This window comes from Anaeromicrobium sp. (assembly GCF_025210435.1).
In the GTDB taxonomy this organism is placed as follows: domain Bacteria; phylum Bacillota; class Clostridia; order Peptostreptococcales; family Thermotaleaceae; genus Anaeromicrobium.
In genome coordinates, this window is the sequence record NZ_JAOART010000093.1 from 1 (window position 1) to 26,362 (window position 26,362).

21 protein-coding genes, 1 CRISPR repeat array and 1 riboswitch are annotated in these 26,362 nt (G+C 29.8%); of the genes, 5 read left to right on the plus strand and 16 right to left on the minus strand.

Translation table 11 applies throughout. The annotated features are described in order from the left end of the window. Positions 1–152: 152 nt before the first annotated feature. A CRISPR array of direct repeats spans positions 153–1,771; the repeat unit is 30 nt; unit sequence ATTTCAATACATCCAATGTTTAGGTTCTCC. A 178-nt stretch (positions 1,772–1,949) separates the two neighbouring features. The 10 genes from cas2 to N4A57_RS11170 all read right to left on the minus strand — a co-directional run bounded on the left by cas2 (position 1,950) and on the right by N4A57_RS11170 (position 12,507). Further along, positions 1,950–2,237, minus strand: a complete 288-nt coding sequence (gene cas2 / locus N4A57_RS11125) for a CRISPR-associated endonuclease Cas2 (protein WP_293658071.1) — start codon at positions 2,235–2,237, stop codon at positions 1,950–1,952. Position 2,238: 1 nt separating this feature from the next. Beyond that, positions 2,239–3,240 (minus strand): type I-B CRISPR-associated endonuclease Cas1b, encoded by a 1,002-nt coding sequence (gene cas1b, locus N4A57_RS11130; protein WP_293658072.1) that lies wholly within the window; start codon positions 3,238–3,240, stop codon positions 2,239–2,241. A 13-nt stretch (positions 3,241–3,253) separates the two neighbouring features. Beyond that, on the minus strand, positions 3,254–3,748 hold the full coding sequence (locus N4A57_RS11135) for a CRISPR-associated protein Cas4 (protein WP_293658073.1): 495 nt from the start codon (positions 3,746–3,748) through the stop codon (positions 3,254–3,256). Next, entirely contained in the window at positions 3,745–6,285 is a 2,541-nt protein-coding gene (cas3, locus tag N4A57_RS11140) for a CRISPR-associated helicase Cas3' (protein WP_293658074.1), read from the minus strand. Before cas3 ends, N4A57_RS11135 begins: the two co-directional genes overlap by 4 nt. A gap of 62 nt (positions 6,286–6,347) precedes the next feature. Beyond that, entirely contained in the window at positions 6,348–7,094 is a 747-nt protein-coding gene (gene cas5b / locus N4A57_RS11145; protein WP_293658075.1) for a type I-B CRISPR-associated protein Cas5b, read from the minus strand. Between the two features lies 1 nt (position 7,095). Continuing rightward, on the minus strand, positions 7,096–8,034 hold the full coding sequence (locus N4A57_RS11150) for a type I CRISPR-associated protein Cas7 (protein WP_293658076.1): 939 nt from the start codon (positions 8,032–8,034) through the stop codon (positions 7,096–7,098). Continuing rightward, positions 8,034–9,830 (minus strand): hypothetical protein, encoded by a 1,797-nt coding sequence (locus N4A57_RS11155; RefSeq protein WP_293658077.1) that lies wholly within the window; start codon positions 9,828–9,830, stop codon positions 8,034–8,036. Before N4A57_RS11155 ends, N4A57_RS11150 begins: the two co-directional genes overlap by 1 nt. 4 nt (positions 9,831–9,834) lie before the next feature. Then, positions 9,835–10,530 carry a hypothetical protein gene (locus N4A57_RS11160; RefSeq protein ID WP_293658078.1) on the minus strand — a complete coding sequence of 232 codons (696 nt, stop codon included), beginning with the start codon at positions 10,528–10,530 and terminating at the stop codon, positions 9,835–9,837. A 251-nt stretch (positions 10,531–10,781) separates the two neighbouring features. Then, positions 10,782–11,735 (minus strand): helix-turn-helix transcriptional regulator, encoded by a 954-nt coding sequence (locus N4A57_RS11165; protein ID WP_293658079.1) that lies wholly within the window; start codon positions 11,733–11,735, stop codon positions 10,782–10,784. Positions 11,736–11,955: 220 nt separating this feature from the next. Beyond that, positions 11,956–12,507, minus strand: coding sequence for a hypothetical protein (locus tag N4A57_RS11170; protein ID WP_293658080.1), 552 nt, complete (start codon positions 12,505–12,507; stop codon positions 11,956–11,958). 208 nt (positions 12,508–12,715) lie between these two features. On the opposite strand from N4A57_RS11170, the gene N4A57_RS11175 reads away from it, so the two are divergent. Continuing rightward, the gene (locus N4A57_RS11175) at positions 12,716–13,615 is read left to right on the plus strand and encodes a DMT family transporter (protein WP_293658081.1); all 900 of its coding nucleotides are present in this window, start codon (positions 12,716–12,718) and stop codon (positions 13,613–13,615) included. Positions 13,616–13,680: 65 nt separating this feature from the next. Here the strand turns inward: N4A57_RS11175 and N4A57_RS11180 are convergent, their stop codons facing one another. The 3 genes from N4A57_RS11180 to lon form a co-directional block, all read right to left on the minus strand. Next, entirely contained in the window at positions 13,681–14,904 is a 1,224-nt protein-coding gene (locus N4A57_RS11180) for an NAD(P)/FAD-dependent oxidoreductase (RefSeq protein WP_293658082.1), read from the minus strand. Positions 14,905–15,112: 208 nt separating this feature from the next. Next, positions 15,113–15,727 (minus strand): ribosome biogenesis GTP-binding protein YihA/YsxC, encoded by a 615-nt coding sequence (yihA, locus tag N4A57_RS11185; protein WP_293658083.1) that lies wholly within the window; start codon positions 15,725–15,727, stop codon positions 15,113–15,115. Then, a complete protein-coding gene (gene lon, locus N4A57_RS11190) occupies positions 15,717–18,059 on the minus strand; it encodes an endopeptidase La (RefSeq protein ID WP_293658084.1) in 2,343 nt (780 codons plus the stop codon). Before lon ends, yihA begins: the two co-directional genes overlap by 11 nt. 621 nt (positions 18,060–18,680) lie before the next feature. On the opposite strand from lon, the gene N4A57_RS11195 reads away from it, so the two are divergent. Both N4A57_RS11195 and N4A57_RS11200 read left to right on the plus strand, forming a co-directional pair. Further along, positions 18,681–19,307 carry a hypothetical protein gene (locus tag N4A57_RS11195; RefSeq protein WP_293658085.1) on the plus strand — a complete coding sequence of 209 codons (627 nt, stop codon included), beginning with the start codon at positions 18,681–18,683 and terminating at the stop codon, positions 19,305–19,307. A 94-nt stretch (positions 19,308–19,401) separates the two neighbouring features. Beyond that, positions 19,402–19,932 (plus strand): carboxypeptidase-like regulatory domain-containing protein, encoded by a 531-nt coding sequence (locus N4A57_RS11200; protein ID WP_293658086.1) that lies wholly within the window; start codon positions 19,402–19,404, stop codon positions 19,930–19,932. Between the two features lie 124 nt (positions 19,933–20,056). Here the strand turns inward: N4A57_RS11200 and N4A57_RS11205 are convergent, their stop codons facing one another. Continuing rightward, positions 20,057–21,349, minus strand: coding sequence for a Na+/H+ antiporter NhaC family protein (locus tag N4A57_RS11205; RefSeq protein WP_293658087.1), 1,293 nt, complete (start codon positions 21,347–21,349; stop codon positions 20,057–20,059). Positions 21,350–21,493: 144 nt separating this feature from the next. Further along, positions 21,494–21,594: riboswitch (SAM riboswitch) on the minus strand. A 175-nt stretch (positions 21,595–21,769) separates the two neighbouring features. Between N4A57_RS11205 and N4A57_RS11210 the strand changes: the two genes are divergently transcribed. Together N4A57_RS11210 and N4A57_RS11215 are read left to right on the plus strand one after the other, a co-directional pair. Beyond that, entirely contained in the window at positions 21,770–22,147 is a 378-nt protein-coding gene (locus tag N4A57_RS11210; RefSeq protein ID WP_293658088.1) for a BlaI/MecI/CopY family transcriptional regulator, read from the plus strand. 41 nt (positions 22,148–22,188) lie between these two features. Then, complete coding sequence (locus N4A57_RS11215; protein ID WP_293658089.1) at positions 22,189–24,396, plus strand: M56 family metallopeptidase; 2,208 nt, start codon at positions 22,189–22,191, stop codon at positions 24,394–24,396. Between the two features lie 75 nt (positions 24,397–24,471). Here the strand turns inward: N4A57_RS11215 and clpX are convergent, their stop codons facing one another. Next, positions 24,472–25,740 (minus strand): ATP-dependent protease ATP-binding subunit ClpX, encoded by a 1,269-nt coding sequence (clpX, locus tag N4A57_RS11220; RefSeq protein WP_293658090.1) that lies wholly within the window; start codon positions 25,738–25,740, stop codon positions 24,472–24,474. Positions 25,741–25,753: 13 nt separating this feature from the next. Next, positions 25,754–26,335 (minus strand): ATP-dependent Clp endopeptidase proteolytic subunit ClpP, encoded by a 582-nt coding sequence (gene clpP, locus N4A57_RS11225; RefSeq protein WP_293658091.1) that lies wholly within the window; start codon positions 26,333–26,335, stop codon positions 25,754–25,756. Positions 26,336–26,362 lie beyond the last annotated feature (27 nt).

Sequence of the window (26,362 nt, forward strand, 5' to 3'; positions counted from 1 at the left end):
TATTATATAATTTAACTATTTGTAATTTAAATTCATCTGTATATCTTTTAGATTTATTAGACATGATATTCCCTCCAATTATTGTTCATTTAATTCTATCACGTCCGAATAATTATTGTCTAATTAAGTATAACCTATCCAGCATTACTTTTATTTCAATACATCCAATGTTTAGGTTCTCCGATTTGACGGATGTATGGGGTCAAGGATACATATTCATATTTCAATACATCCAATGTTTAGGTTCTCCGGGCTTAGGCTCTCCTTGTTTGTTGGAGGATTGATAATTTCAATACATCCAATGTTTAGGTTCTCCTTCTATTTTCTTTTATTTCTTCTATAGTAATATCATAATTTCAATACATCCAATGTTTAGGTTCTCCTTTAAATGAAAAGTTTGTATGAAATCTATTATTGGCATTTCAATACATCCAATGTTTAGGTTCTCCACTTTTTTAATCTTCCAAAGCTGTTCCTCTAATCTAATTTCAATACATCCAATGTTTAGGTTCTCCTATACAGTATAATTTAAAATAAATCACTAATTTTAGATTTCAATACATCCAATGTTTAGGTTCTCCTTACCATATTAAAGCTAATACCCTTTAATTCACCCCATTTCAATACATCCAATGTTTAGGTTCTCCCTGCTTTAAAATATCCTTTGTTTTCATCTGATAACATTTCAATACATCCAATGTTTAGGTTCTCCCAACTTAATAGCAGTAGTTTAAGGGAGGAAAAAATATTTCAATACATCCAATGTTTAGGTTCTCCATGGAAGGGCACATCTATGTAATGTTGGAAGAAATGCATTTCAATACATCCAATGTTTAGGTTCTCCTCGATATTTGGGATGGTATTGGTTTGTTCATACTGAATTTCAATACATCCAATGTTTAGGTTCTCCAGTGAGTGGAATGGGAAGAAGGCACAGGAAATGGACATTTCAATACATCCAATGTTTAGGTTCTCCCAGAGTTTTGGTCAGATCCTAAAGTTGTTGAAGAAAATTTCAATACATCCAATGTTTAGGTTCTCCCCACCCACATTTTCATATTATGGTTTTTATTAAAAAATTTCAATACATCCAATGTTTAGGTTCTCCGCTTTCGTTGTAGCCACCCATACGTGACCCTTTTTATTTCAATACATCCAATGTTTAGGTTCTCCTACATGGGTACGAGTTTCTAAGCCACAATATTGGAAATTTCAATACATCCAATGTTTAGGTTCTCCTTGATAAAGTTATTACTATTGGAATTAAAGACAATGGCTCATTTCAATACATCCAATGTTTAGGTTCTCCTAATAAGCTAGGTCTCCCCTTATTATCATTACCCAAATTTCAATACATCCAATGTTTAGGTTCTCCTTTGCATTTTCCATATCAAATTCCCTCCTATTCTAATTTCAATACATCCAATGTTTAGGTTCTCCTTGCTGTAATTTGCAGAGTGTTTGGAAGGTGATAACAATTTCAATACATCCAATGTTTAGGTTCTCCTTACATAAATCCTTATAGTACAGATGATATTGTTGAATTTCAATACATCCAATGTTTAGGTTCTCCATTTAGGTGCAACACATATTATACATGCCGTTACAAATTTCAATACATCCAATGTTTAGGTTCTCCTATATGTACCTGATAAATATTGGCTAAGTGTAGACCTATTTCAATACATCCAATGTTTAGGTTCTCCATTCCCCTTCTAGAGTAAATCCATAGCATATGCGTATTTCAATACATCCAATGTTTAGGTTCTCCCATAGTAAAATGCACATTTGTATAAATAACTTTTTTACTATTTCATAGTATTTGCAACACTTTCAAAGATTTTTTTCTAATGATTTTCATGCTTTAGTAAATCTATCTAAAAATTCTTCTTTTTCCTTGTAATTTCAATACTTCTAAGGATTTAACCTTTCTTAATCATTAGAAAATATTAAATAAACATCTCTTCATCTTGCAAAACATATTTGCCTATATGTTCTTCTTCAAAAAAACTCTGGTTCAATAATTTTATCATAGATACATAATCAACTTCCTTATCTATAATTTTATCTAAATCTTCTTTTAATTTCAACATCTTTGATGGAGAAAGTTCACCTCTAAATACAGATTTTTGGTAGTGATTTAAATATTTTTTACACACTTTAAAAACCTTATTGCATCGCTTTTCTTCCACATCATAGAATAAAAATACATAGTTATAATTGTATTTCTTAACCATATTACATCATCTCCTTTATATTAAAAGGTATAAATGGCATATCTTCTAATACAAATTTAACTAGCTTCAAAGCGTCTAACTTTATTGCCGTGTTATAAGATACTTTCCTTTTTAGTTTTGGATGTTTAAAGGTATCTTCTAATCTTTTATTTAATTCTCCTATAAATATTTTTTTACCTTCTTCATTCATAAGGCAATACTCTAAATTTTTATCAAAGTGCTTGTCTACTTTTATCATTTTCCTATTAGCCAATGTTAATATGGTTCTAAATACAATTATAGGCTTAAACACTTCCGATAAATCTAAAGCTAATGAAAATCTACTTTCTGAGGGTTCATGTAAAAAGCTAATTCCTTGATTTAAATGAGTATGGTATATTTGTGTTATTGTTTTTGTATATAGGATACTATTTCCTAACGAAATCATTGCATTAATTGGGTTATCTGGAGGCCTTTTTACTCTTTTGAAAAATTCAAACTCTTCATTCAATACTAATCTAATTGAATCATAAAATGTTGCCCATATAGATCCCTCTACTGCCAAGATTTCTTTAATATTGTTGCATTTTTCTAGATTATTTACTAACTCATATCTAATAAAATCTATATTTCCTTTAATATGCTTATTCCCATTCTTATAATAGGTATATAGAACTTCTGATATATTAATTCCAATTCCTCTAACTATAGATTTAGCTACTACCAATCTTTCATTGGTATATTTTAACCCCTGCCTTACGGTTATTCTCCCACTAATATATTTTTCTCTAGGAAAAAATGTACCTGAATAACTTCCATAATAGTTAAAAAAATGTAATACTATGTTGTTACTTGCTAGAAAATCTAATAATTTTGTATTTAATGATACTTCATTTAAACAATATATTTCCTTTACTCCTTCTATAGGAATATAGTGATTTTTTGAATTTTTTCTAAAACATAAGGAATTATCTTTTCTCTTTAGATCTCCCTGTGACATTATGTATCTTACTGACTCTGCCATAAACTCCTCCTAATCATAGAGCACAATATGTATAATATGCACACTTTTTACATTTGGCCATTATCTTAACTCTAGGTATTTCTTCTGATAAAATAAGTTCTTTTATATGTTTTTCAGTTTTTTCTATTATCCGTATCATTTCATCTGTTAGTCTAAGTTCTAAAGTCTTTTTCACATTCCTATTTTTTTCTAGACAGATTAACTTACCCTTTTTAGTTATACCTTTTTTCTTCAATATGTATAGATAATATAAAACTTGCCATGATGCTGCCTTTATATCTGCATTGGATTTTTTATACTCTACTAAGTATTGGCCTTTTATTTTATCTATTTTTATATTTTCAATACTTATCTCAGCATTTTTATTACTCTCTAATTTATTGTGATGGAGCTGTTTTCCTATCTTAACCAATTCACTATAATCTTCTAAATTGACTTTGTTACCATGTAGCCAACATTGTCTTTTACAATGTATATAATAATTAACTAAAGTTCCTGTAATTTTCATATAAAAATATCTCCCTTTTGTGGAATCATTTCTTCTTCAAATAATATCCTATGGAATTTTCCATCTTTAAAATATTTTTCTCCATCTTCTATATAGTACATATCTTCTATTTGTTCATCATCACTGTAATTCAATTCTTCATAAACTGAATAAATAAAATAGTTCATAACTTCCTTTATCTGAGATAATTTTATTTGTTTTTCAGTGTAGGCCATGTGCATATCTAGTAGTATTTCTTTAAATTTAGTCCATATTTCTTTTCCATCTATAATTTCATCTGTCATAGGATTTTTTAATTTATGAGCTATGAATACACTATAGGTTTTATCCTTTATTAGTTTTAAACTCTCACATAATTTCATATACTCTAAGTATTTTAAATTGTTTTTATAAATCTCATAAGAATTTTCATTATATTCTTTTTTTCTTTTATCTACTATATTTAATACTTCATCATAGTACTTATCAAAATTTTTATTATTAAGTATATATCTATAGGATTCCTCTATCAGTGAAAATTCAGTTCTATAATCGTCTCTATAAACACTTTTTTCATCATCACAATGGAAAAAATATACCTTTGAATCATATTTTGTACTAGACCTATTTATCCTACCTAAGAACTGTTCCTCTGCTTCTAATATGGATATATCTTTAAATCCTATATCCATATCTATATCTACTCCAGCCTCTATTACTTGGGTGCATACTACAATCACATCATCTAGCACATATTTATCATCCTTCTTTTCCTTTAATCTACTTAACAAGTCTTTTCGCACAAGAGCATTATCGTCACCTGTTAATTCAAATAACTTATCTTTAAATAAGGAATTTTCTTTAAGTCTATCGTAAAATTCTCTAGCACTTTTCTTTTTTATAAATTCTATTAATATTCTCTTTTGCCCTAGCTTTTCTCTATATTTTATAAATTCATTAGCAACTTCTTCCACTTTCAATTTTCCCTTATCCAATAAAGAGTAGTCTAGATTTACTCTATCTTTAAATTTAGGGTTACTAAAATATATACTAGAATCTTTTATAAGACTTACTCCCATATTTAGATTTTCACATAGCTTACTTATTTTAGGCAAAGTGGCTGACATGATTATAAACTTTATATTTAGTATTTTAGAATATAGGTCTAGCATATTGGCTAACTCTTTCCATATACTAACCTTATAGCTTTGTATTTCATCTAATATAACTACACTATTACATATATGTATAAGAGGTATTTGAATTTCTCTTCCATTAGAAAATAAATAATTAAAAAAGTTCACATGACTTGTAAGAATACATGGATAATGTATAAAAAGTCTATCTAAATAGGATTTATCATAGTCTAGTATTTCCTCTTTATCTATTTTGATTGGTTTTATAGAGTTTAATATGGCCATATCCTTTTTGTCAAAATATTCTGATACCACATCATAGGTTTGATCACATAGGGTATTGAATGGAAATACATAAAATAATCTATCTAATTTATTGTGTTTTAATAAGTTCAATCCTAAATTTAGAGAGTTGATAGTCTTTCCACTCCCTGTGGGAGCTTCTAGATAAAATATATTTTCTCCCATATTATTTAGTAAACTTTTTTCACTTTCTAAAAATATTTCACTTCGTACACTATTTATAGAATCTTTTTCAAAGGGACATTCTTCATCTTTACCATTTCTAAATTTTTCGTATTTTCTTATTCCCTTTAGAATAGGACTATTATTGAAATTTTCATATACAATATCCATGTTTTTTATTTGACCAAAATCCTTTATCTCTTCATTCATATAATCACTAGTGGCATAATAATCACAGGCTATAATCAAACTGTACAACAATTTATTTATTAAAAAAAATACATCTCCAGATTTTATATATTGGTTAATATTATCCATAAGCTTTTTAAATGTATTTTTTTCAAATGTATCTTCCCTTTTAATTATTCTTTCAGTATATATATAATTCATAACCTTATCATTATCATACTCCATATCCCTAACTAAAGTCTGGAGTTTTTCTCTATACTCATCTAGGTTCATTAAATAACTATGATGTCTAGATATGGAATAAGAAAAGGAAATCAAAAATATTCTAAGCACATTTTTCTCATATTTATCTAAATTCATATTTTTTATTTCATCATAAAAAATATCTATATACATAAGGGAAGATAATAGGCCATGGGTAGTGTCATTTGTGGCTTTTATATTATTAAACTCTTTATTTTTCATCTTTATCTTTTGAAAGGATGGATTAATTTTTCCAAGATCATGATAATATATGGCTTTATGAAAGAGGTTCTTTACCATGTTTTTACCTTCCCTAGATAAGAATGACTCTTTATTTTTTTTGTTTATATAAAATTCATTTAATCCTCTATCCAGTATTTTTTCTATATTCTTTTCTTTATTAAGTTTCTTGTAATAACTAAATGTTAAGTCTAAATGTTCTTCTAGAGTTTCGTCCTGTTTATCTTTATGGGTGTGAGCTAAATATATATTTGAGTTATTCAAAATATCTTTTAATTTTTCCATATTTCCTCCTTCCTTATAATGAGAACTTGATTTTTCAAGTTCCCATTATTTTTTGAATATGCCTAAATCAATACTATATTTTTATTTTTGTCTACTATGATAGTCTGGTTGTCCATATATTCTACAGCCCTATTAGAAAATCCTAATTCTCTGAATTCATACTTGTTATTGATAGGGTTTAACTCCACAGGCATATAGTCTTTAAATAAAAATGGAGTTTCATCCTCATCTACTGCTTCATACTCAAGTTTTGTTTTATCGTAATAAAATAAACTATGAATTTCTTCCACATCTTTTATTTCATTGTAATTCAGTATTTGTCCATCACATATATTAGCCATATGATCATTTTTGCCTAAGTATGGAATATATTCTGCCTTCATGTGAAGTATATAATCTACTAATTTATCTTTCAGTAATTCATCTTTAAAATCATCTAAAGATACATAAATATCCCAAGATACATCCTCTAACCATTGTTCCCTTACTACTAAGTTACAGGGGTTACTCTTAGCATCAATGTTAGCGTATCCTACAGAATTGTTAAACTCTATTATTTTTTTAGAGAAATATCCTCTTTTTTCACCTTTAGGAACTATACCTATCTTTATATTCTTTAATCTTTCATAAAACTCTGGATATTGTTCTTCCTTTTGTTGTGCGTAACCATTTAATCCAAGTATAGCTCCTAATATTCCATATATGGATATTTTATGTATATGACTATATGTATAATAGGCATAAGAGTTTACATCTGGCTTTTTAAAATGTGCTGTCTTTCCTGATACATTGAATTTTAATATATTCACCTTATATCACTTCTCTCGTAAATATATTCAATAAACTAACCTTTTCTTTATCAATTCCTTCTATACTAATTTCATAAGGATTATAATAAAGTTCAATGTTCTCCACTTCTTCTAAAACTTTTCCTGCTAATAGACTGTTTAATTTCGTAAAGTCTATTATAGTCTTTTCATCTTCTTTTTTCATAGAAACAAATTGAGCTAAATTAGGTAAAGCCATTTTGCTATTTTCTTTTAATTTTATAAATAGTCCATATTCATTATCACAACCAAATTTACTATTAGTTCCAAAGGCTGTAGTAGCTCTTAAACATCCATCTTTGTATTTTTCGTAGGCTTCTATTGTGTACCCTTCAAAATCATCTATAGTACTTACATAGTCATCATAGGCATAAGGATTAATAGAAAATGGATATACATAGTGAGCTTCATCTACTACTATCTTAGTTCCTAATGAAGCTGCACCCGCATCTTCTGATTTAGCATTTCTAAATGGGGATAGTATATCTTGTATCTCCACACTAGTTTTTTCATATATATTCATTCCCTGACCTATTTGCACAGCTCCTGTTATGGATATATTTTGATTTTCCTCTGCAAAAGTAGCTCCAAAATTTTTTACATCTATAGCACTAAATAAATTTTTTAATACTTCCGTGCCCTTAGTTTTCTTTTTATCTAAAGTAGTATGAAATATTAGTTCATACCTTTCTTTTAAAGATCTCGGTCTTAAATCTTTTTTGTCTTCTTTAAAGGATTTTATGTATAATACACTCTCTCCTTCCACGTCCCAAAGATATTTTATAGGATATTTAAAGGCCTTATCACTTCCATATATCTGATTATTTGAAGTACTCTTTGGTCTTCCTGTAAAATCTGCATTCCAATTTGACATCTTTGCACTAATACCCACTAATCCAAATACTCTATTATTAAATTTCATTACCTTTCCTCCCTATTGTAAAAAATATTGTCCCCTAGGTAGCCCGCTAAAAAAATATCTTCATCTATTTCCTTTTCCTTATTAAATGCTAAAGTCATAGACAATGCCTTGTTAAATTTTGAATAGTTCATTCTTATGGCATGACCATATCTTTTAAACCAAAATTTTAACTCATCATTTATTTTAGATACATTTTTATAGTTACAAATCCTCTCTACCACATCATGATTTTTATTTTTAGATTTCGATTGATTCATAAGGTAATAGGATATTTGCCCTGCCAAATATGAATATTCATATATATCCTCTAAGTCATGTGTTTCTTTGTCTAATATGGTTTTTTCTATATTGTTTCTCATTTCTTTTATCTTTTTCACCAACTCATCTCCCCTTAAATCAAATAGTATTTTTAAGGCCATATAAGTATTAAAGCTATTGACTCCCTGTTCTTTACCTCTTTTTATTCCATCAATAACTAGGTTAATATATAGTTTATCTATACTATTTTTAATTCCATTTCCATCATCTTTGTATATGTAGTTATATACACTCTCTTTAGTAAGTAAAATAATATTACAAAATTTCTTACTCCCCCACCTAGGAGGTTTTATATCTTTTAAGTCACTATTAAAACTTTGCTTTAGCTTATTATTATATAAATGATCATTTATAGCTTTTAATACATCTTGTCTATTTTTGTTGTTATAATTTCTATAATTAGGTTCTATATATCCTTTAATTTCTTTATTGTAAAAAGACCCTTGAACATAGTTATGTATTTGAAAATTCACGTTATCTTCAAATCCTGGTATTATTTCAAAATCTACAAACTCTATATTACCTTGATTATTTTTCATATTAATTAATATGGAATCAGTATTAGAATTTTTAATCTCCTTTAAAGGTATTCTATAATCATAATCAAAGGGCTTAAAATTTCTACCTAATTTATTTGATAAAAGCCATACACTATATTTGTATAGGGACACAGCATCATTAAATTCTATATAATTCGGGTAGATATCCTTTCGATTCTTATGTTTTAAATAACTTTTTTTATCATCTAATGCTACATTCAAATTAGATATTCCATACAATCTTTTATCCAAAGTTCTAAAAGTCTTGACCTCTGACTTATTAAATATTCTAGGATATAAATACCTTTTAGATTCCAATTCATATATTGACCAATCATTATAATCAAAATATATTTTTATATACAGCTCTTCTTTTTCTTTTTTTGTAGATTTCTTTTTTACAAAATCACTTTCCTTAAATTGTCTAATTTCTCCAAAAATCAAATCTGAATTTTCAAGTATAAACTGTTTAGAATGTTTTAATTTCTCTTTATCCATTTCATCTACTATGATTTTCTTTATATATGATGAATCCAGTTCCTTTTCATTCTTATTTATAAATTTCATCAATAAATTGTTTTTTTTATCTTCTTCTAAAGTTTTATAGTATTTGTTTATACGCTCACTCACATCTTTTGGGAATTTTTCTTTTTTGAAATTTTTTTCTTTTATAAAAAAAGTCAAATAATTATTACTATGAATTTTCTTATCTCCAATGTATTTATTTGTATTTATAAGATTTGAATAAAAATCAGCTTTTCTAAACCATTCATAATTACTGTCCACTGTAGAATCTTTTTTTATAATAGTACTTTTCATAGTTCCATCTTCACATACTTTTATATAAAGACCTTCTTTTAATCTATGATTTTCAATAACTAAATCATCACCCTTTATATGATAGGCTTTTTTAAAAGTATCTAATAAATTATATATCAAATTATCACCCCTTCCTACTAATACAATATCCTGCTCCTATGGATGTGGATTTTTCAAGTATACCTGTACTAAGGGCTATAAATGCAAGTTTTTGAGATAATTCATCAGGCTTAAATCTTAACTCAAATTTATTTCCTAGTATTTTCCCCCCTTTATAATTCATAGTCACAGGTACTTTATTTTTTATATCTATACACTCAATGGCACTACCATTTAACTCTATAGGGTCACCATATAGTTGCTTATATTTTTTCTCTAAATTATTATCTATTCTCTTCCATAGCAAATCAAAATCATTTCCTACTATCCAATTTCTATTATCCACAGTAGTTACTGCGGGAGTTACTGTTAGTAATTTTTCCACATTGAAAAATCTCTTTGTTCTAAGATCGCAACCTAAAGGTTTTATTTTATCTGTATTATAAAAACTCAGTACCTTTCTCATCTCTTTAGCTATATATTCCTTAGGTGTTTTTAGCTTAAATACATATACCTTATTAGCTTTATATGTTTTATCAGCCTCAAAGGGATATGGATAGTCATAACAATATAATTTAGGTAAAGTAGATTTATGTATATCTCTAAGTATTTCATTTTTGGACATACAATAGTTTATATGCCTCCCTAAAACAGAACCCACATCTATCATTTTTACATCTTCTTTTAATAAAGCCGTTATTCTTAATTCATAATATTTCATATAGTCCTCCCTTCCACAAAGAATATTTACAGTTTTCTTCTTTGTCTTTTATTATATTTTCTTACCTGGACAAAAAACGGTAAGGTATATTCAAAAAATAAATTAGTTATTTCACTGGTTATTTGAATTATTTTCTTCGTTATGGAATCGCTTACATATGTTTAATATGCTCGCTCACCATGCCTTGAAAATAATCCAAATTCCTCAGAAAATTGACTAGTTTATTTTTTTTATATGCCTAAAAAACTTTTTTAATATTTTTTCAAACATTCTTGAAATTCTTTTTTCAATTCTTCTTTAATATGTTCTGGCTCTAAAACTAAAGCACTACTGCCCATGGATTTTATCCATGTTTTTATTTCTTCTTTTCCCTTCATGGTAGCTTCAAAGGTTATACTATTATCATGATTTTCTATTATCTTTTGATTATTAACCCACACTTGCTCTTTTATTATTTGTGCCATAGGATAATGAATTTTTAATTTAATAAAAATATCGTCTCCTCTGTAAACTCCTAAACAATTTCTACTATAATCTTGAAAATTAAAATTCTTATCCTTTTCAAATTTTTCTTCTAAAATTTTATACTCCTCTATTCTTACCATCTTAAAGTCTCTTACCTCTTCATTTTTCTCACAATAGGCTATAAAATAGATATGTCCTTTAAATTTATACACGGCATAAGGCCTTACTATTCTCTCACTTACACCAGAGTTTAAAGAATAATACTTCATTTTCATCTTTCTTTGTCCTATGGCTGCTGCCTGTATATCTATCCAAATTTTTCTATGCTTATCCACATCTATACTTGACACACTTTCATTGATTGTATGATTTACCAAACTTAATTCTTCACAGGTTTCTCTACTTTTTTTATATATACAACTAAGTTTTTCAAATATGGATCTATAATCTTCGTAAAATAGACTATTAGTTTCTTTTAATTCTTCTTTAGCATTATTTAAGGCTAAATATTCTTCATCTGTTAAATATACACCCAGCATATAATTCCTATCGTCTATATGATATCCTACATCTTTACCACCATAAGAAAATATACGAATATCTGCATCCCATAGTTCATTTTTAAGCCTTCTCACCGTTTTTTCACTTATGTTTAATTCCTCTGCAATCTCTCTTACTTTCATTCTTCCATGACTTTTTAACAATATAAGCATTTTAATAGCATTTGTTATTTTTCCCATTATTACCTCCAAATCCATTTGTTTATAAATCTTCTAATGATATTTTAGCATTTTATTACAAATAATTTCAATTTTTTACAATAAAAACACTCCTATTCTATAAAAGAATAAGAGTGACATAAAACTACTTCCTAAGTATGTGACAATGACTTCAATAGAAAATTTTTAAATAAATTTTCCTCAAGTAAACCTCATAAAACCCCATTCATACCTAACAAACCTAAATATCCTTCCTATATACAATAAAAACAGACCCTATCATAGCACCTAATGTACCAAATAACAAATCTAAGTTAGTGTCTACCAAACCTCTCTGAGTTTTAGTTTTTAAAATTATATCTAAGGCAAATTCTGCAAGTTCATAAAAAACACCCGTAGCAATACCTACAGACCATGCAAAGATAAAAACTAAAATTCTAGAACTTGAAATCTTTTTCACACCTAAGACATAATTGAAAAAAATCGTAACTGAAAAACCACCTAATCCATGCATCACATTATCAAACCACCCTGTAGTCTCATAGAGTTTAAAATAAAATCCGCCTACTACATCTATGATAATTGTAATAACAATGAGTATCTTTATATAAAGTTTTATTTTAAATATATTTTTCTTTTCAAGATAAAGAAAAATCATATAAATAACATATATAAAAATCACATAAATAACATAATATGTTTCTTTTTTCATAAAGAATTCAAGGAGACTAATAAACATAACTATTGTAAAAATAAATGTTAGTAACTTTGAACTAAAATCTTCCTTTGTCATAGACTTTAACCTCTTTCTTCACACATACATTTGTAATATGCTTTTTCACATATAATTCTAAAAATAGTTTTTGTCATACTACTATAGAATATGTAATGAGTTATAAGAGGATTTCTTTAAATTTCACCATAAATCATACAATTTATAATATTAAGTTCCTAAAGTTTGTGTTAGAATATTTATGGACATCTTGGAAGGAGGATTATCATTGAATAGACAACTTAAGGCAAACATAGGACTTCTTGTGGTTGCAATTTTATGGGGTACTACATTTATATATACTAAGGATGTATTATACGCCATGGAAACATTTAATTTTTTAGCAGTTAGATTTTTCATAGCCTCATTTAGTTGTATGGCTGTTTTTTATAAGACATTCATACAAATTGATAGGGACACTATAAAGAGTGGGCTCATAGTAGGTATTGCCATGTTTTTAGCCTACGCATTTCAAACAGTTGGACTTAATTTCACTACAGCATCAAAATCAGCTTTTATAAGTGGTCTTGCCGTAGTAATAGTTCCTATGATTTCATCTATAATTCTAAAGAAAAGACCTCCTAATGGATCTATCATAGCAGCATTCATATCTATTATAGGTCTTGGCCTTTTAACTTTAGATGGAAATTTAGAATTAGGAAGAGGAGATATTTTAACTTTAATCTGTGCCTTTGGATTTGCTAGTCATATTGTGAGTGTATCCACATATGCACCTAGGGTAAATCCCATAAACTTGACTATTGTACAACTACTAGTGGTAGCTATACTTAGTCTAATTGCATCTTTTATAGTTGGAACTCCTGTAATGCCACAGGGCACTTATGTATGGAGTAGAATATTATTTTTAGCTATAGTTTGCACTTCTGGTGCATTCATAATCCAGAATCTAGCTCAAAAGAATACAAATGCCAGCCATGCTGCATTAATACTAGCTGGTGAACCCTTGTTTGCTGCCATATTTGCATTCATTATTTTAGGAGAAATTTTACCATTTCGTGGTTTTGTAGGTGGCATGTTAATACTATTTTCCATGATAATATCTGAAGTTAAACTTCCTACAAATATATTCACATTTAAAATCAGAAAAGTAAAAGGGTCCATATCCTAGAATAAAAATCGTAAAGTAAGACATATTTGTGTAATAATAAAAGATATCATGGGTATAGCCCATGATTATCTTCTAAACCTAAAGAGTTCCATATGGGGGTTCTCTTTACCCTTATATAATTCTAATAACAATCTAGCCCCAAATTCTCCATATAATATGCCATTTGATCCGTATCCTAGGCAATAATATATATTAGGATCATCATATGTACCTATATAAGGTAACCCATCCTTAGTTTCCCCAAAAAATCCACTAAAACCATATTCCATTTGGAGATCCTTAATCCTTGGAAACATTTTTTTTACTTTCTTTTCCAAACTTTCATATTTCATGAAAGATACCTTATCTTCTTGCTTTAAATTTGTCATTTTACTACGTATTCCACCTAGTGCCAAGTCTTCTCCACCTACTATCATCCTATTATCCTCTGTGGATCTTATATAAATATAAGGATTATTGTCATCCCTTATATTGCATAGATTATACCATCCCTCTGGATTTTTAATAGGTTTTGTGACTATGGTAAAACTCCTAGCTAACCTTACTATCCTTTCTCTTATATGATCTCTTCCCTCATATCCAGTGGCTACTATGACCTTTTTAGCCTCTATTTTAAATCCATTTTTAGTATGTATAATAACCTTATTTTTTAAGGGTTTAACATGTATTCCTTGGGTATTTTCAAATACTCTTCCTCCACTTTTTACTCCATAAGCTAATAATTCATGGGATAATTCATAGGGGTCTAGTACTGCCGTGTCATCTTTACAGTATATGGCACTTTTAATATTAAAATCAAACTTATTCCCATTATCCTCTAAAAACTCCACATTAAAACCATGTTTTTTTCGCAAGTCACATTCCTTGTTAAACATATTATAATAGGATTTGTTGTCAGTATAATACAATAAATCCTTTTTCATAAATCCACAATGAGAATTTAAATCATCCCTTATTATTTTTTCAATATGATCTATAGATTCCCTAGTTAATCTAAAGGCCTTAGCTGCATTTTTTTCTCCTATCAATCCCCTAACTCCTATCATATTTATGTCCATAGAATAATCTAATATGGAGGTGGATGCACTAGTGGCCATATATCCAATGATATTCTTATCTATTAGGGTAGTATCTATCTTATTTTTATTAAAATAATAAAAACATAAACTTCCCGTTATCCCTCCACCTAGTATTAAAACATCCGTTTTTATATCCTTATGTAAATAGGAATATCTTTTAGGAATCTCCCTCCTATTTATCCAATATCTATCACCAGTAACTATATTCATATCCAATCTCCTTTTATCCATTATAGATTTATCAACTCAAAGCTTTCTCCATATAGTAACTTGCCTACGAAGAAAAATTTTCACTATATTTTCCTGAAGTAGGCTCATCCAAAGTCCATTTCCACATGACAAACCTCCAAACAATCTATTTCTAGTTTTAATAAAAGAAGTATTTATTATGCACTAAATCACCTTAAGGCATTTTTTATTAATCTTCTCTAACTTCATAATCGTTAACTCTAAATAATTCTTCTATCAAACTCCAAACATGTTCTTTCCCATCTCTATTTTGAGCTGAAACTGGAATTAGGATATCATCTGATTCCATTTTCAGTTCCTTTTTTATGATGGATAAATGTTTTTGTCTTTGACCTCTACTTATTTTATCTGATTTTGTGGCAATTACAATACCTTGAAAACCAAAGTGTTTAATCCATTCAAACATTTGCTTATCTTGAGCAGTAGGCTTATGACGAATATCTACTAATAAAAATACTGCTACTAGATTTTCTCTACTACTTAGATAGGTTTCCATCATATTTCCCCAAGTGGCCTTTGCGGCTTTTGAAACCTTGGCATAACCATATCCTGGTAAATCCACTAATCTAAATTCTTCATTTATGCCATAGAAGTTTATAGTTTGAGTTTTACCTGGGCTCGCACTAGTCCTTGCAAGCTTTCTTCTATTTAACAGCATGTTTATTGTAGATGATTTTCCCACATTTGATCTACCTGCCATGGCAATCTCAGGTTGACTTATGTCCTCTGGATATTGGGCTGGTTTTACTGCACTTATTAATATTTCTGCACTTCTAATTTTCATCTAATTTCTCCTCTTTAACTAAGGCATGTTCTATTACTTGGTCCATATTTTCCATTGGGAAGAATTCCAAGTCCTTTCTCACATTAGCTGGTATTTTTTCTATATCCTTCTCATTATCTATAGGAAGTAATATTTTTCTAATACCTGCCCTATGAGCTGCTAATACCTTTTCTTTTATTCCACCTACAGGAAGTACCCTTCCTCGCAGGGTTACTTCTCCAGTCATGGCTACATTTTTATCTATTGGAATTCCTGACAATTCAGATATGATGGCCGTTGCCATAGTTATTCCTGCCGATGGACCATCCTTTGGTATGGCACCTTCTGGAATATGTACATGAATATCCTTTGTCTTGTAAAATTCCTCATCTATGTTTAATTTATCACACTTAGATCTTATATATGTAAGTCCTGCCCTTGCAGATTCTTTCATCACATCACCAAGTTGTCCTGTTAAAACTAGTTTTCCAGTTCCCTTCATACTACTTACTTCTATGAATAATGTGTCTCCACCAACCCTTGTCCAAGCAAGACCTGTAGCCACACCTACCTCGTGATCTTCCTTCATTAAATCATACCTATACTTCCTATTTCCTAGGTAATTCTTTAGATTTGATGTGGTAATCCTAACTTTTTTAGCATCCTTTTCAACTATTTTCCTAGCTGTTTTTCTACAAAGGGTTCCCAACTGTCTCTCTAAATTTCTTACGCCAGACTCACGAGTATAATAATTTATAACATCCCTTAATACAGCCTCTGATACATCTAAATTTGTCTTTTTAAATCCATGCTCCTTTATCTGTTTTGGAAGTAAATATCTTTGCCCTATCTTAACCTTTTCTTCCTCCGTATATCCAGATACTTCAATTACTTCCATCCTATCTAAAAGAGGCCTTGGAATAGTACTTAGACTATTTGCCGTTGTTATGAATAAGACCTTAGATAAATCAAAGGGCACTTCTAAATAGTGATCTACAAACTCTTTATTTTGCTCAGGATCTAACACCTCAAGTAATGCTGAAGCTGGATCACCTCTAAAATCACTGGCTAATTTATCTATTTCATCAAATAGAAATACGGGATTTTTAGATTTTGACTCTTTAATAGAAGTCATTATTCTTCCTGGGATGGCTCCAATATAAGTTCTTCTATGTCCCCTTATTTCTGCTTCATCCCTAACTCCACCTAGTGACATTCTCACAAAGTTCCTATTAAGGGCACTACTTATGGATTTGGCTATGGATGTTTTTCCTACTCCTGGAGGTCCTACTAAACATAAAATAGGTCCCTTCATATTTTTAGCTAATTTTCTAATGGCTAAATATTCAAGGATTCTCTCCTTTACATCCTTTAAACCATAATGGTCTTCATCTAAAATTTCCTTTGCCTTTTTAATGTCTATTCTATCTTTTGTTTGCTTGTTCCAAGGCAGATCTAATATCCACTCTATGTATGTACGAATAACTCCACTTTCTGAGGAAGAAGGTGATAGTTTTGATAATCTTTTTAATTCCTTTTGTACCTTTTCGGCCACTTCCTTTGGTAGCTTTATTTTTCCCAGCCTATCCTTATATTCTTCCACTTCATCTTCTGGATCTGCATCTTCTCCTAATTCTTCATGGATGGCCTTTAATTGTTCCTTTAAATAGTACTCCTTTTGTACTTGGTTTATTTTCCCTTTAACCTTTGCTTGAATTTCTCTTTCTATTTCTAATACTTCTATTTCTTCTACTAATAGACCATATACTACTTCTAATCTATCCTTAACTACAATGGCATCTAATATGTCTTGTTTTTGATCTATCCTCAGAACCATGTTAGATGCTATAACATCGCAGAGCCTTCCTGGTTCATTTATGGATGTTACTGTTAAAAATATTTCTGGAGAAATTCTATTACTTGCTTCTATGTAGTTTTCAAACTCTGTAACGATATTTCTCATTAATGCTTCTGTTTCTTTATCCATTTTCACTTCTTCATCTAGATACTCCACTACTTTACACTTAAAGTATGGATCATCATCAGTTACTTCTTCAATAGATGCTCTACTTATTCCCTCTACTAGTACTCTTATGGCATCTCCTGGTAATTTAAGCATTTGCTTTATTTTACAAATAGTTCCTATTTCATAAAAGTCTTCCACAGTAGGAATATCTACTGTCGCATCCTTTTGGGAACTTAAAAATATCATTTGATCATCAAGCATGGCTTCTTCTAGTGCCTTTATTGACCTTTCTCTGCCCACATCAAAATGTAGTACCATATGGGGGAATACTGAAAGTCCCCTTAGGGGAATGAGAGGTAGTTCTTTTATTTTATCCTTCTTTTCCACTAATATCTACTCCTTAAGGTTATAATCTTCTTTGTATTTTTTGTATCCATATACTATGTTATTCTTTATTGTGATTTTTTAATAATTTATAGGAATCACGATGGAAATTTTTCCATATTTACTAGGATTTTTCACAATAACACTATTATATATAAACAGGATAGTTTTTTCAATGGTTATAAGGCTTCATGATCATAATCTCTTTTCATATGGCCTCCTTATAAACTTATTTTACCCTTAAACAATAATAAAAAACAAATGCAACCAGAAAAAGCATGTAACTTTTTTCGTCATGTTCCTTTAACCCATTATTTTTTAATCTTCCTTTCATATGTCTAACTGTGAATCTATTAATTTTCTGTCATATTCATCACAAAAAACAAAAAAAAGCATATATAATTAGTGAAAGGAAAATCATGTACGTTTCCTTTCACTAAAGAAATTTTTCTTATGATTAAATCATATTATTTATGTTTTTATAACAAAACATAAAATTTAATATTAACTAGCACTTTTATATTTGATAGTTAATAGAATAAATTAGAAAGACAACCATTTTCTATAATTTAAGTAAGTTTATATAAACAAAAACCAATTAATCTAATAGTGGAGGAATAAAATATGATGAATGAATTATCTTATGAACAATTAAAGAAAAGACTAAAAAAAGAAATTAAACTTGAATTAGAAGCAGAAGCTAAAGCCAAAGCCAAGGCAGATGCAGATGCTAAAGTTAAAAATAAAGTAGACGCAGATGCAGATGTTAAAAATAGAAACAAAGTAGATGCTGATTCTAAATCAAAATCAAAAAATACTAACATGGATATAGATAAGGAATATGAATTAGACAAGGAAATTGAAAAGGAAATTGAAATCGAAAAGGATATGCATAAGCAAACTCAATACAATAAACAAGTTAACTATAATACTGTTTATCAAAGACAATATCAAGGTCAAAAGGCCGAAAATGATGCAGATAATGACGCAGACGCTAAAAACTTAGCCTTAGCCGATGCTGATGCAGATGCTAAAGCTAAGAACAAAGCTAAAGCTGATGCAGATGCTAAAGCTAAAAACAAAGCTAAAGCCGATGCAGATGCTAAAGCTAAAAACAAGGCTAAGGCCGATGCAGATGCTAAAAATAAAGCCTATGCAGACGCAGATGCTAAAAATAAAAATAAGGTAGATGCAGATGCATATGCGGACGCAGATGCAAAACTTAGAGATAAGCCAAAGCGTTGGTGCTAGATATTAATTAAAATAGTGGGGGGATTTCCCCCACCATTTTAAAAATATCCTATAATAATCAACACTGCTTTTAGAAATTATAGGAGGTTCTTTTATGAGTTCACAGGAAAATCTTCCAGAAAAAGTGGCTACTAATAATTCTATTGAAAAAAGCGATCTAGTTCAAAGGGAATATGTAACAGAAAAAAACAACTCCCAAAAGGCACAAGATCAATCAAGTATTCAAAAAAGTATGCAAGACTTGGACCAGGATCAACACGTAGAAACTAATCCTTCCCAGTTTAACTTCCAGAATGTTCAACTAACCCTAGATAATGATATGAGCAAATTTGCTGGTAAAATCACTGGAGTAGTATATTCCAAAAACAACAGAGAAATCATTCCAAATGCAATTATCTTGCTATACTTTGGATCCTATGATGATTCCAGGTCCTATGCAGTATGTCAAACCAAGTCTGATGATAACGGAAATTTTGTACTAGATGGTTTACCACCAGGATATTACACCTTATATGCATATCTTGGAAGATATCTAAGGGAGAAAATACACAATATAAAGATGTTACCTGGACAAAATCATCACCAATCCATACTTCTGAAAAAAGTAGAAGACAATTTTCATTAACATAATACTTAAAATTTGTAAAGAAACAGGATGGGCATGCCCATCCTGTTTTTTATCTATTAAGTCATATTCAAATCCTTCCCTGAAATAGACTCACATAAAGGATTTTTTCAGTTTCCGAATCTTAAGCTTCTTTAAGCTTTGGTACTCCTACTAATATGGCTATTACTGCACATATTCCCATTAGGTATGGGTAGTATAAATGTCTCATTATATGAAATGATGACACCTTATTTGATGCAACTCCCACTGCCACAAGAATTTGCGCTCCATAGGGAATAATTCCTTGGCAGAAACATGAAAATGTATCTAATATACTGGCTGATCTTCTTGGTTCTATATTGTACTCATCTGCTATATCTTTAGCAATTGGTCCTGTCATTACTATGGCAATAGTATTATTAGCCGTACATAGATCAACTACACCTACTAATAGGGCAATCCCAAATTCAGCTCCCCTTTTACTTGATATTCTATTTTTAATAAAATCTAATAGGAAATTGATTCCACCATTAAATTTAATCACTTCCACCATACCACCAATTAATAGGGATATTATTATGATTTCTGCCATACCATTAATTCCCTTAGATACGGCTGATACAAATCCCCATATGTCAAAGGAATTTGTCATAATACCTACACTTCCTGCAAATAACGTTCCTCCTGTTAAAACTACAAATACATTTACTCCTGATAGGGCTCCTATTAATACTACTAAGTAAGTAAAGACTTTAATTATACTATATGGATGATCCCCTCCTAGGGCCGTATTATTTCCGCTTCCTATTAAAATAAATATTATTCCCGTTACAATGGCTGCCGGTACTACTATTAAAAAGTTCATCTTAAATTTATCTCTCATCTCACAACCTTGCGTACGTGCTGCTGCAATGGTGGTGTCTGATATCATAGATAAGTTATCTCCAAACATGGCCCCACTAATTACAGCTCCTAAGGCAAGACCTAATGATATATCTATCTTTTCAGCTAACCCTATGGCCACTGGGGATAGGGCAACTATAGTTCCCACAGAGGTTCCTATGGATAGGGATATGAAACAACCAATTACGAATATTCCTGCTATTAATATATTTCCTGGTAAAATACTAAGACCTAAGTTTACTGTAGAATCCACAGCTCCCATTTCTCTCGCCACACTAGCAAAGGCTCCTGCTAGTATGAATATGAAGCACATGATTATAATATTAGTGTTCCCTGCTCCTTTACAAAAGATCTCTATTTTGTCTGAAATCTTTTCCTTAGGATTCATACAGATGGCTATTATACTTGCTACTAAAAAAGATACACTCACAGGCATCTTGTAAAAATCTCCTATTACAATTGATGTTACTAAATACATAACTAAAAAAACTAATAATGGTAACAATGCTAAACCACTTTTTTTATTATTCATAATCCTTCCTCCTACATCTAGTTTAAATAACATACATTTTTTTAGGGACAATTATTTCCAATTTAAAAAGCTGTGCACATTAATTACTTTTTAATAAAATAAAAAACTTCTTGCAGATAATGCAAGAAGTTAAATTTCCTCTGTCCCTTATCTGTCAGGTATCACCTGCTGGATTTAGCACCACAGAATTTAATCCAGGTTGCCGGGCTTCATAGGGCCAGTCCCTCCACCACTCTTGATAAGATTATATTTACTTGTTCTTTGTAACATATATGATTATAGCTAAAAGAATTTATATTGTCAAATATTTTTTACTTAGGCATATTCAAAAATAATCATTGACAATTAAAGTTTACAATTGTAAACTTTAATTGAAATTACATTTGTAAATAAATCATTCTATCTATGGAGGTGTACGAAATGAAAAACATTCCTAAAATATCCCAATCTGAATTTGAAATTATGAAGCTTTTATGGAAAGATCATCCCTTGTCTTCTAGTGAAATCATTGCTTCATTATCAGAGAAAACAAATTGGTCCCATCAAACTATTAAAACTTTTATTAATAGACTTCTCAATAAACAGGTCATTGGATTTGAAAAATCTGGTAGAAACTATCTTTACTATCCATTGTTCTCTTATGATGATTATGTGAAGGTGGAAAATACTTCTTTTCTTCAAAGGGTCTATGATGGGGCTTTAGAAATGCTCTTTTCAAAATTTCTAGAGGAAGAGAATCTATCCCATGAGGAAATAGAAAAGCTTCAAAAAATCCTCAAAGAAAAACAAGAACTTTAAAATAAAAAGTAGCCTCTTAAAGGCTTAGAAGGAGATTTTATATGGACCTACTAGAGATTGTATTTTTATGGATTTTATATGCTTCATTGACTGCTACACTAATTACCCTTATGATTCTTTTTATAAAAAAACTCATGAAAAATCATCTTGATCTAAAATTTCGTCATGGTTTATGGCTTTTAGTAATCTTACGATTGTTGATTCCTTTTAATCCTGAAAGTCCATTGAGTTTTCTGAATCTTTTACCTGAAACCCCTAAGCATATAATGGCTTATCATAATTCTATTGATAGCTTTTATACATTAGAATCAGATGTGTTAGATAGTAGTCAAATAAATATAATTAAAAAGGAAAAAATCTCTCCTTTAAACCCTATAAAAAATCAAGACCTATATAAGAAAGAAAAGGTAATAAAAGATAAAAGGATAATCCCTTTAGAAAATCCTTCCTTAAGAAGAATATTTAAAATATCTTCATATATTTGGTTCTTTGGATTTTCATTTATATTTTTATTTCTTATTAGAACAAGCCTAGTCTTCCATAATAAGGTAAGAAGTTTTGATGAAATCAATGATCCTAATATAATACAAACTTTATATATTTTAAAAGAAAAATTAAGAATCAATAAAAATATTTCACTATATTACGCAGATACCATAAAAAGTCCTTTTATATCTGGATTTATTAATCCTAAAATCTATATTCCCAAGGATATTTTAAGTATGGTACAACCTAGGGATCTATATTATATTCTTTTACATGAATTGATCCATTATAAGAGGAAAGATTTATTTTATAATTTAGTTGAGACTATAGCCTTCACCCTTCATTGGTTTAATCCTATAGTATGGTTTGCAGTGAAAGAAATGAGATTAGATAGAGAATTATCTTGTGATTATGGAGTACTTGAAATTCTTGAAGAACATGAAGGAACTGAGTATGGCCTAACTATTCTAAAACTATCAAGTATCATTTCAAGTCATATTTCAAAGAAAATGTTTCCCTCATATTTTTATGAAAGTAAAACTCAAATTGAAAGGAGAATTATGATGATAAAAACCTTCAAAAGAAGTTCCTATAAAATGTCTATACTAGTTCTAATCTTTTTTTTATTCCTTAGCCCCCTTACACTTACTAATGCTCAGGTGAGTATTAGTGATAATGGAACAAACTCTCAAATAAAGGAATTGAGTCTAGGAACACCTGCTCATTTTAATACCCTGGACCGTGCCACTGATTTTGTTGATTTTGATTTTAAAGTTCCAGATAGGGAACTAAAAAATTATATTTTTGATTCAATTAACTTGTATGATGGTGTATTAAGCATAAAATTTCATGTAAAAAATATTGTTGATACCTCTGGTTTTACTTTGATGATTTCTAATAAAGACCTTCTCAGGGATATAAGGAAAAATCCCTATAAAACATATACGGGTATGACTGGTGAAAAAATCACAAAAAACTCTACCCTAGAGCCTCTCACCATGGGAAATATTCATGGTATTAATATGACTACTACATTTCACTATGATTGGACAGAACAAGGTATAAGAGAATTGAAAAAAAACAATACAAAAGATAGAAAGCGTATCCCTATACTAGAACATATTAGAAAAGATTTTGTCTGGGAAGAGGATGGCATCTGGTATAGTTTAGATTATTATGATAAAAACACTTCTTATTACGGAGATACTCATGAGAGTAAAGTTTCTAAAGAAGATATGGAAATGATTTTATCATCTCTTGAGTATACAAAAGATTTAAAGAATATGGACTATATATCTAAATCATGGGAAAATCATTTGTACATATATGGTCACAAGGATTTAAAGAAAGCAGAAAAAATTATTGGCTTTGTACCTAAGTTTCCATTACAATTACCTGGAGGATTTACCCCCATTTCTTCAAGTACAGGATGTCCTACTTATATGGATACAGAGCCATGGACTCAATTAATAACCAATTTCGAAAATAAAAAGAACCCTGACTCAAAAATAACATTTGTTCAAACACAATCTACCCACCGATATGACTTTTTAGAAAAAAACGCATATGACCGAGAAACAGAAACACAAGCACATATAATAACCCTAGATAATACTAATATTTTTACCTTTGAAGGTAAAGATAGGCACTTCTACATATGGAAAAAAGACCATATTGTATATACAGCAGAATTTATTGGAAAATCTCAAATTGAAAAAAATATTTTAAGGGCCCTTGTTGATAAAGACCCCTATTCCCATTAAAGCATATGAAAAAATAAACTAGTCAATTTACTTTAGTAACTCAAAAAAGGAGATGAATTAATCATCTCCTTTTATTTATGAAGCACTTTCTTTTTTAACTTTTTTCTTTTTCTTCTTGTCTGAAATAACTAAAGTAGGTTCTGATTTGTTAACAACTGTTTCTTTAGTTATTACACACTTTTCTATATCATCCCTAGATGGAATTTCAAACATAACATCTAGCATTAGGTTCTCCACTATACTACGTAGTCCCCTTGCTCCAGTTTTTCTTTCTATGGCCTTTTTAGCAATTTCTACTAAAGCATCCTCTTCTATGTCTAATTCCACATTATCTATTTCAAATAATTTTTTATATTGTTTTACTATGGCATTCTTAGGCTCCTTTAATATGGCAACTAGCGATTCTTCATCTAATTGCTCTAATGTTACCATAACAGGAATTCTTCCTACGAATTCTGGAATTAAACCGTATTTTAGTAGATCTTCTGGCTCTATTTTACCAAGTAATTGACCAATGTCCTTTACTTCCTTGCTTTGAATATCAGCTCCAAAACCCATAGTCTTTTTACCAATTCTCTTTTGAATAACCTTATCTAATCCATCAAAGGCACCACCACAAATAAATAATACATTAGTAGTATCTATTTGAATGAATTCTTGGTGTGGATGCTTTCGTCCACCCTGTGGTGGAACACTAGCAACAGTTCCCTCTAATATTTTAAGTAGAGCCTGTTGTACACCTTCACCAGATACATCCCTTGTGATAGATGGATTATCAGATTTTCTTGCTATCTTGTCTATTTCATCTATATAGATGATTCCCTTCTCAGCCTTTTCTATATCATAGTCAGCTGCTTGAATAAGTTTTAATAGGATGTTTTCCACATCTTCTCCCACATATCCTGCCTCTGTCAATGAAGTAGCATCAGCTATAGCAAAAGGTACATTTAATATTTTAGCCAATGTTTGAGCAAGTAAAGTCTTTCCTGATCCCGTTGGACCTACCATAACTATATTACTCTTTTGGATTTCTATATCATCCTTTTTACCCGCATGGTTAATACGTTTATAATGGTTATATACAGCTACAGCTAAGGCCTTCTTAGCTCTTTCTTGACCTACTACATATTCAGCTAATATGTTTTTGATTTCCTTTGGTTTAGGTAAATCACCCATATGAACTTCTATACTTTCATCAAACTCTTCTTGAATGATTTCTTGACAAAGTTCAATACACTCATCACATATATAGACACTAGGACCAGCTATAAGCCTTCTTACTTGATCTTGAGATTTCCCACAAAAGGAACATTTTAATTGTTTTTTTTCATCAAATCTTGACATATCTTCACCTCTACTATCTAGAAGTTATTACCTTATCTATTATTCCGTAAGCTTTAGCTTCTTCGGAACTCATAAAGTAATCTCTATCAGTGTCTTTTGAAACTTTTTCTAAAGGCTGGCCAGTTCTTTCACTTAAAATTTCATTTAATTTCTTTCTCATCTTGATAATTCTTTCAGCGTGAATTCTAATATCCTCTGCTTGCCCACGAGTTCCACCTAGTGGTTGATGTATCATTATCTCAGAATTAGGAAGGGCATATCTCTTTCCCTGAGCTCCTGCTGTAAGTAAAAATGCTCCCATACTTGCTGCCATACCTATACATATGGTAGAAACATCTGGCTTTATATATTGCATTGTATCATAAATAGCCATACCTGCAGTGATACTTCCCCCTGGGGAATTTATGTATAGCATAATATCTTTGTCTGGATCTTCTGCTTCTAGGAATAGAAGTTGTGCCACTACTAAACTTGCCGTATGGTCATTTACTTCATCACCTAAGAAAATTATTCTGTCCTTTAATAATCTTGAATAGATATCATAGGACCTTTCACCACGATTAGTTTGTTCAACTACCATTGGTACTAAAGCCATTGTATCAATCCTCCTAGCTTAAGAAAA

Coding starts and splice junctions, on each gene's coding strand:
- cas2 (WP_293658071.1), bottom strand. CDS start 2,237: ATGGTTAAGAAATACAATTATAACTATGTATTTTTATTCTATGATGTG.
- cas1b (WP_293658072.1), bottom strand. CDS start 3,240: ATGGCAGAGTCAGTAAGATACATAATGTCACAGGGAGATCTAAAGAGA.
- N4A57_RS11135 (WP_293658073.1), bottom strand. CDS start 3,748: ATGAAAATTACAGGAACTTTAGTTAATTATTATATACATTGTAAAAGA.
- cas3 (WP_293658074.1), bottom strand. CDS start 6,285: ATGGAAAAATTAAAAGATATTTTGAATAACTCAAATATATATTTAGCT.
- N4A57_RS11150 (WP_293658076.1), bottom strand. CDS start 8,034: ATGAAATTTAATAATAGAGTATTTGGATTAGTGGGTATTAGTGCAAAG.
- N4A57_RS11160 (WP_293658078.1), bottom strand. CDS start 10,530: ATGAAATATTATGAATTAAGAATAACGGCTTTATTAAAAGAAGATGTA.
- N4A57_RS11165 (WP_293658079.1), bottom strand. CDS start 11,735: ATGGGAAAAATAACAAATGCTATTAAAATGCTTATATTGTTAAAAAGT.
- N4A57_RS11170 (WP_293658080.1), bottom strand. CDS start 12,507: ATGACAAAGGAAGATTTTAGTTCAAAGTTACTAACATTTATTTTTACA.
- N4A57_RS11180 (WP_293658082.1), bottom strand. CDS start 14,904: ATGAATATAGTTACTGGTGATAGATATTGGATAAATAGGAGGGAGATT.
- yihA (WP_293658083.1), bottom strand. CDS start 15,727: ATGAAAATTAGAAGTGCAGAAATATTAATAAGTGCAGTAAAACCAGCC.
- N4A57_RS11195 (WP_293658085.1), top strand. CDS start 18,681: ATGATGAATGAATTATCTTATGAACAATTAAAGAAAAGACTAAAAAAA.
- N4A57_RS11200 (WP_293658086.1), top strand. CDS start 19,402: ATGAGTTCACAGGAAAATCTTCCAGAAAAAGTGGCTACTAATAATTCT.
- N4A57_RS11205 (WP_293658087.1), bottom strand. CDS start 21,349: ATGAATAATAAAAAAAGTGGTTTAGCATTGTTACCATTATTAGTTTTT.
- N4A57_RS11210 (WP_293658088.1), top strand. CDS start 21,770: ATGAAAAACATTCCTAAAATATCCCAATCTGAATTTGAAATTATGAAG.
- N4A57_RS11215 (WP_293658089.1), top strand. CDS start 22,189: ATGGACCTACTAGAGATTGTATTTTTATGGATTTTATATGCTTCATTG.
- clpX (WP_293658090.1), bottom strand. CDS start 25,740: ATGTCAAGATTTGATGAAAAAAAACAATTAAAATGTTCCTTTTGTGGG.
- clpP (WP_293658091.1), bottom strand. CDS start 26,335: ATGGCTTTAGTACCAATGGTAGTTGAACAAACTAATCGTGGTGAAAGG.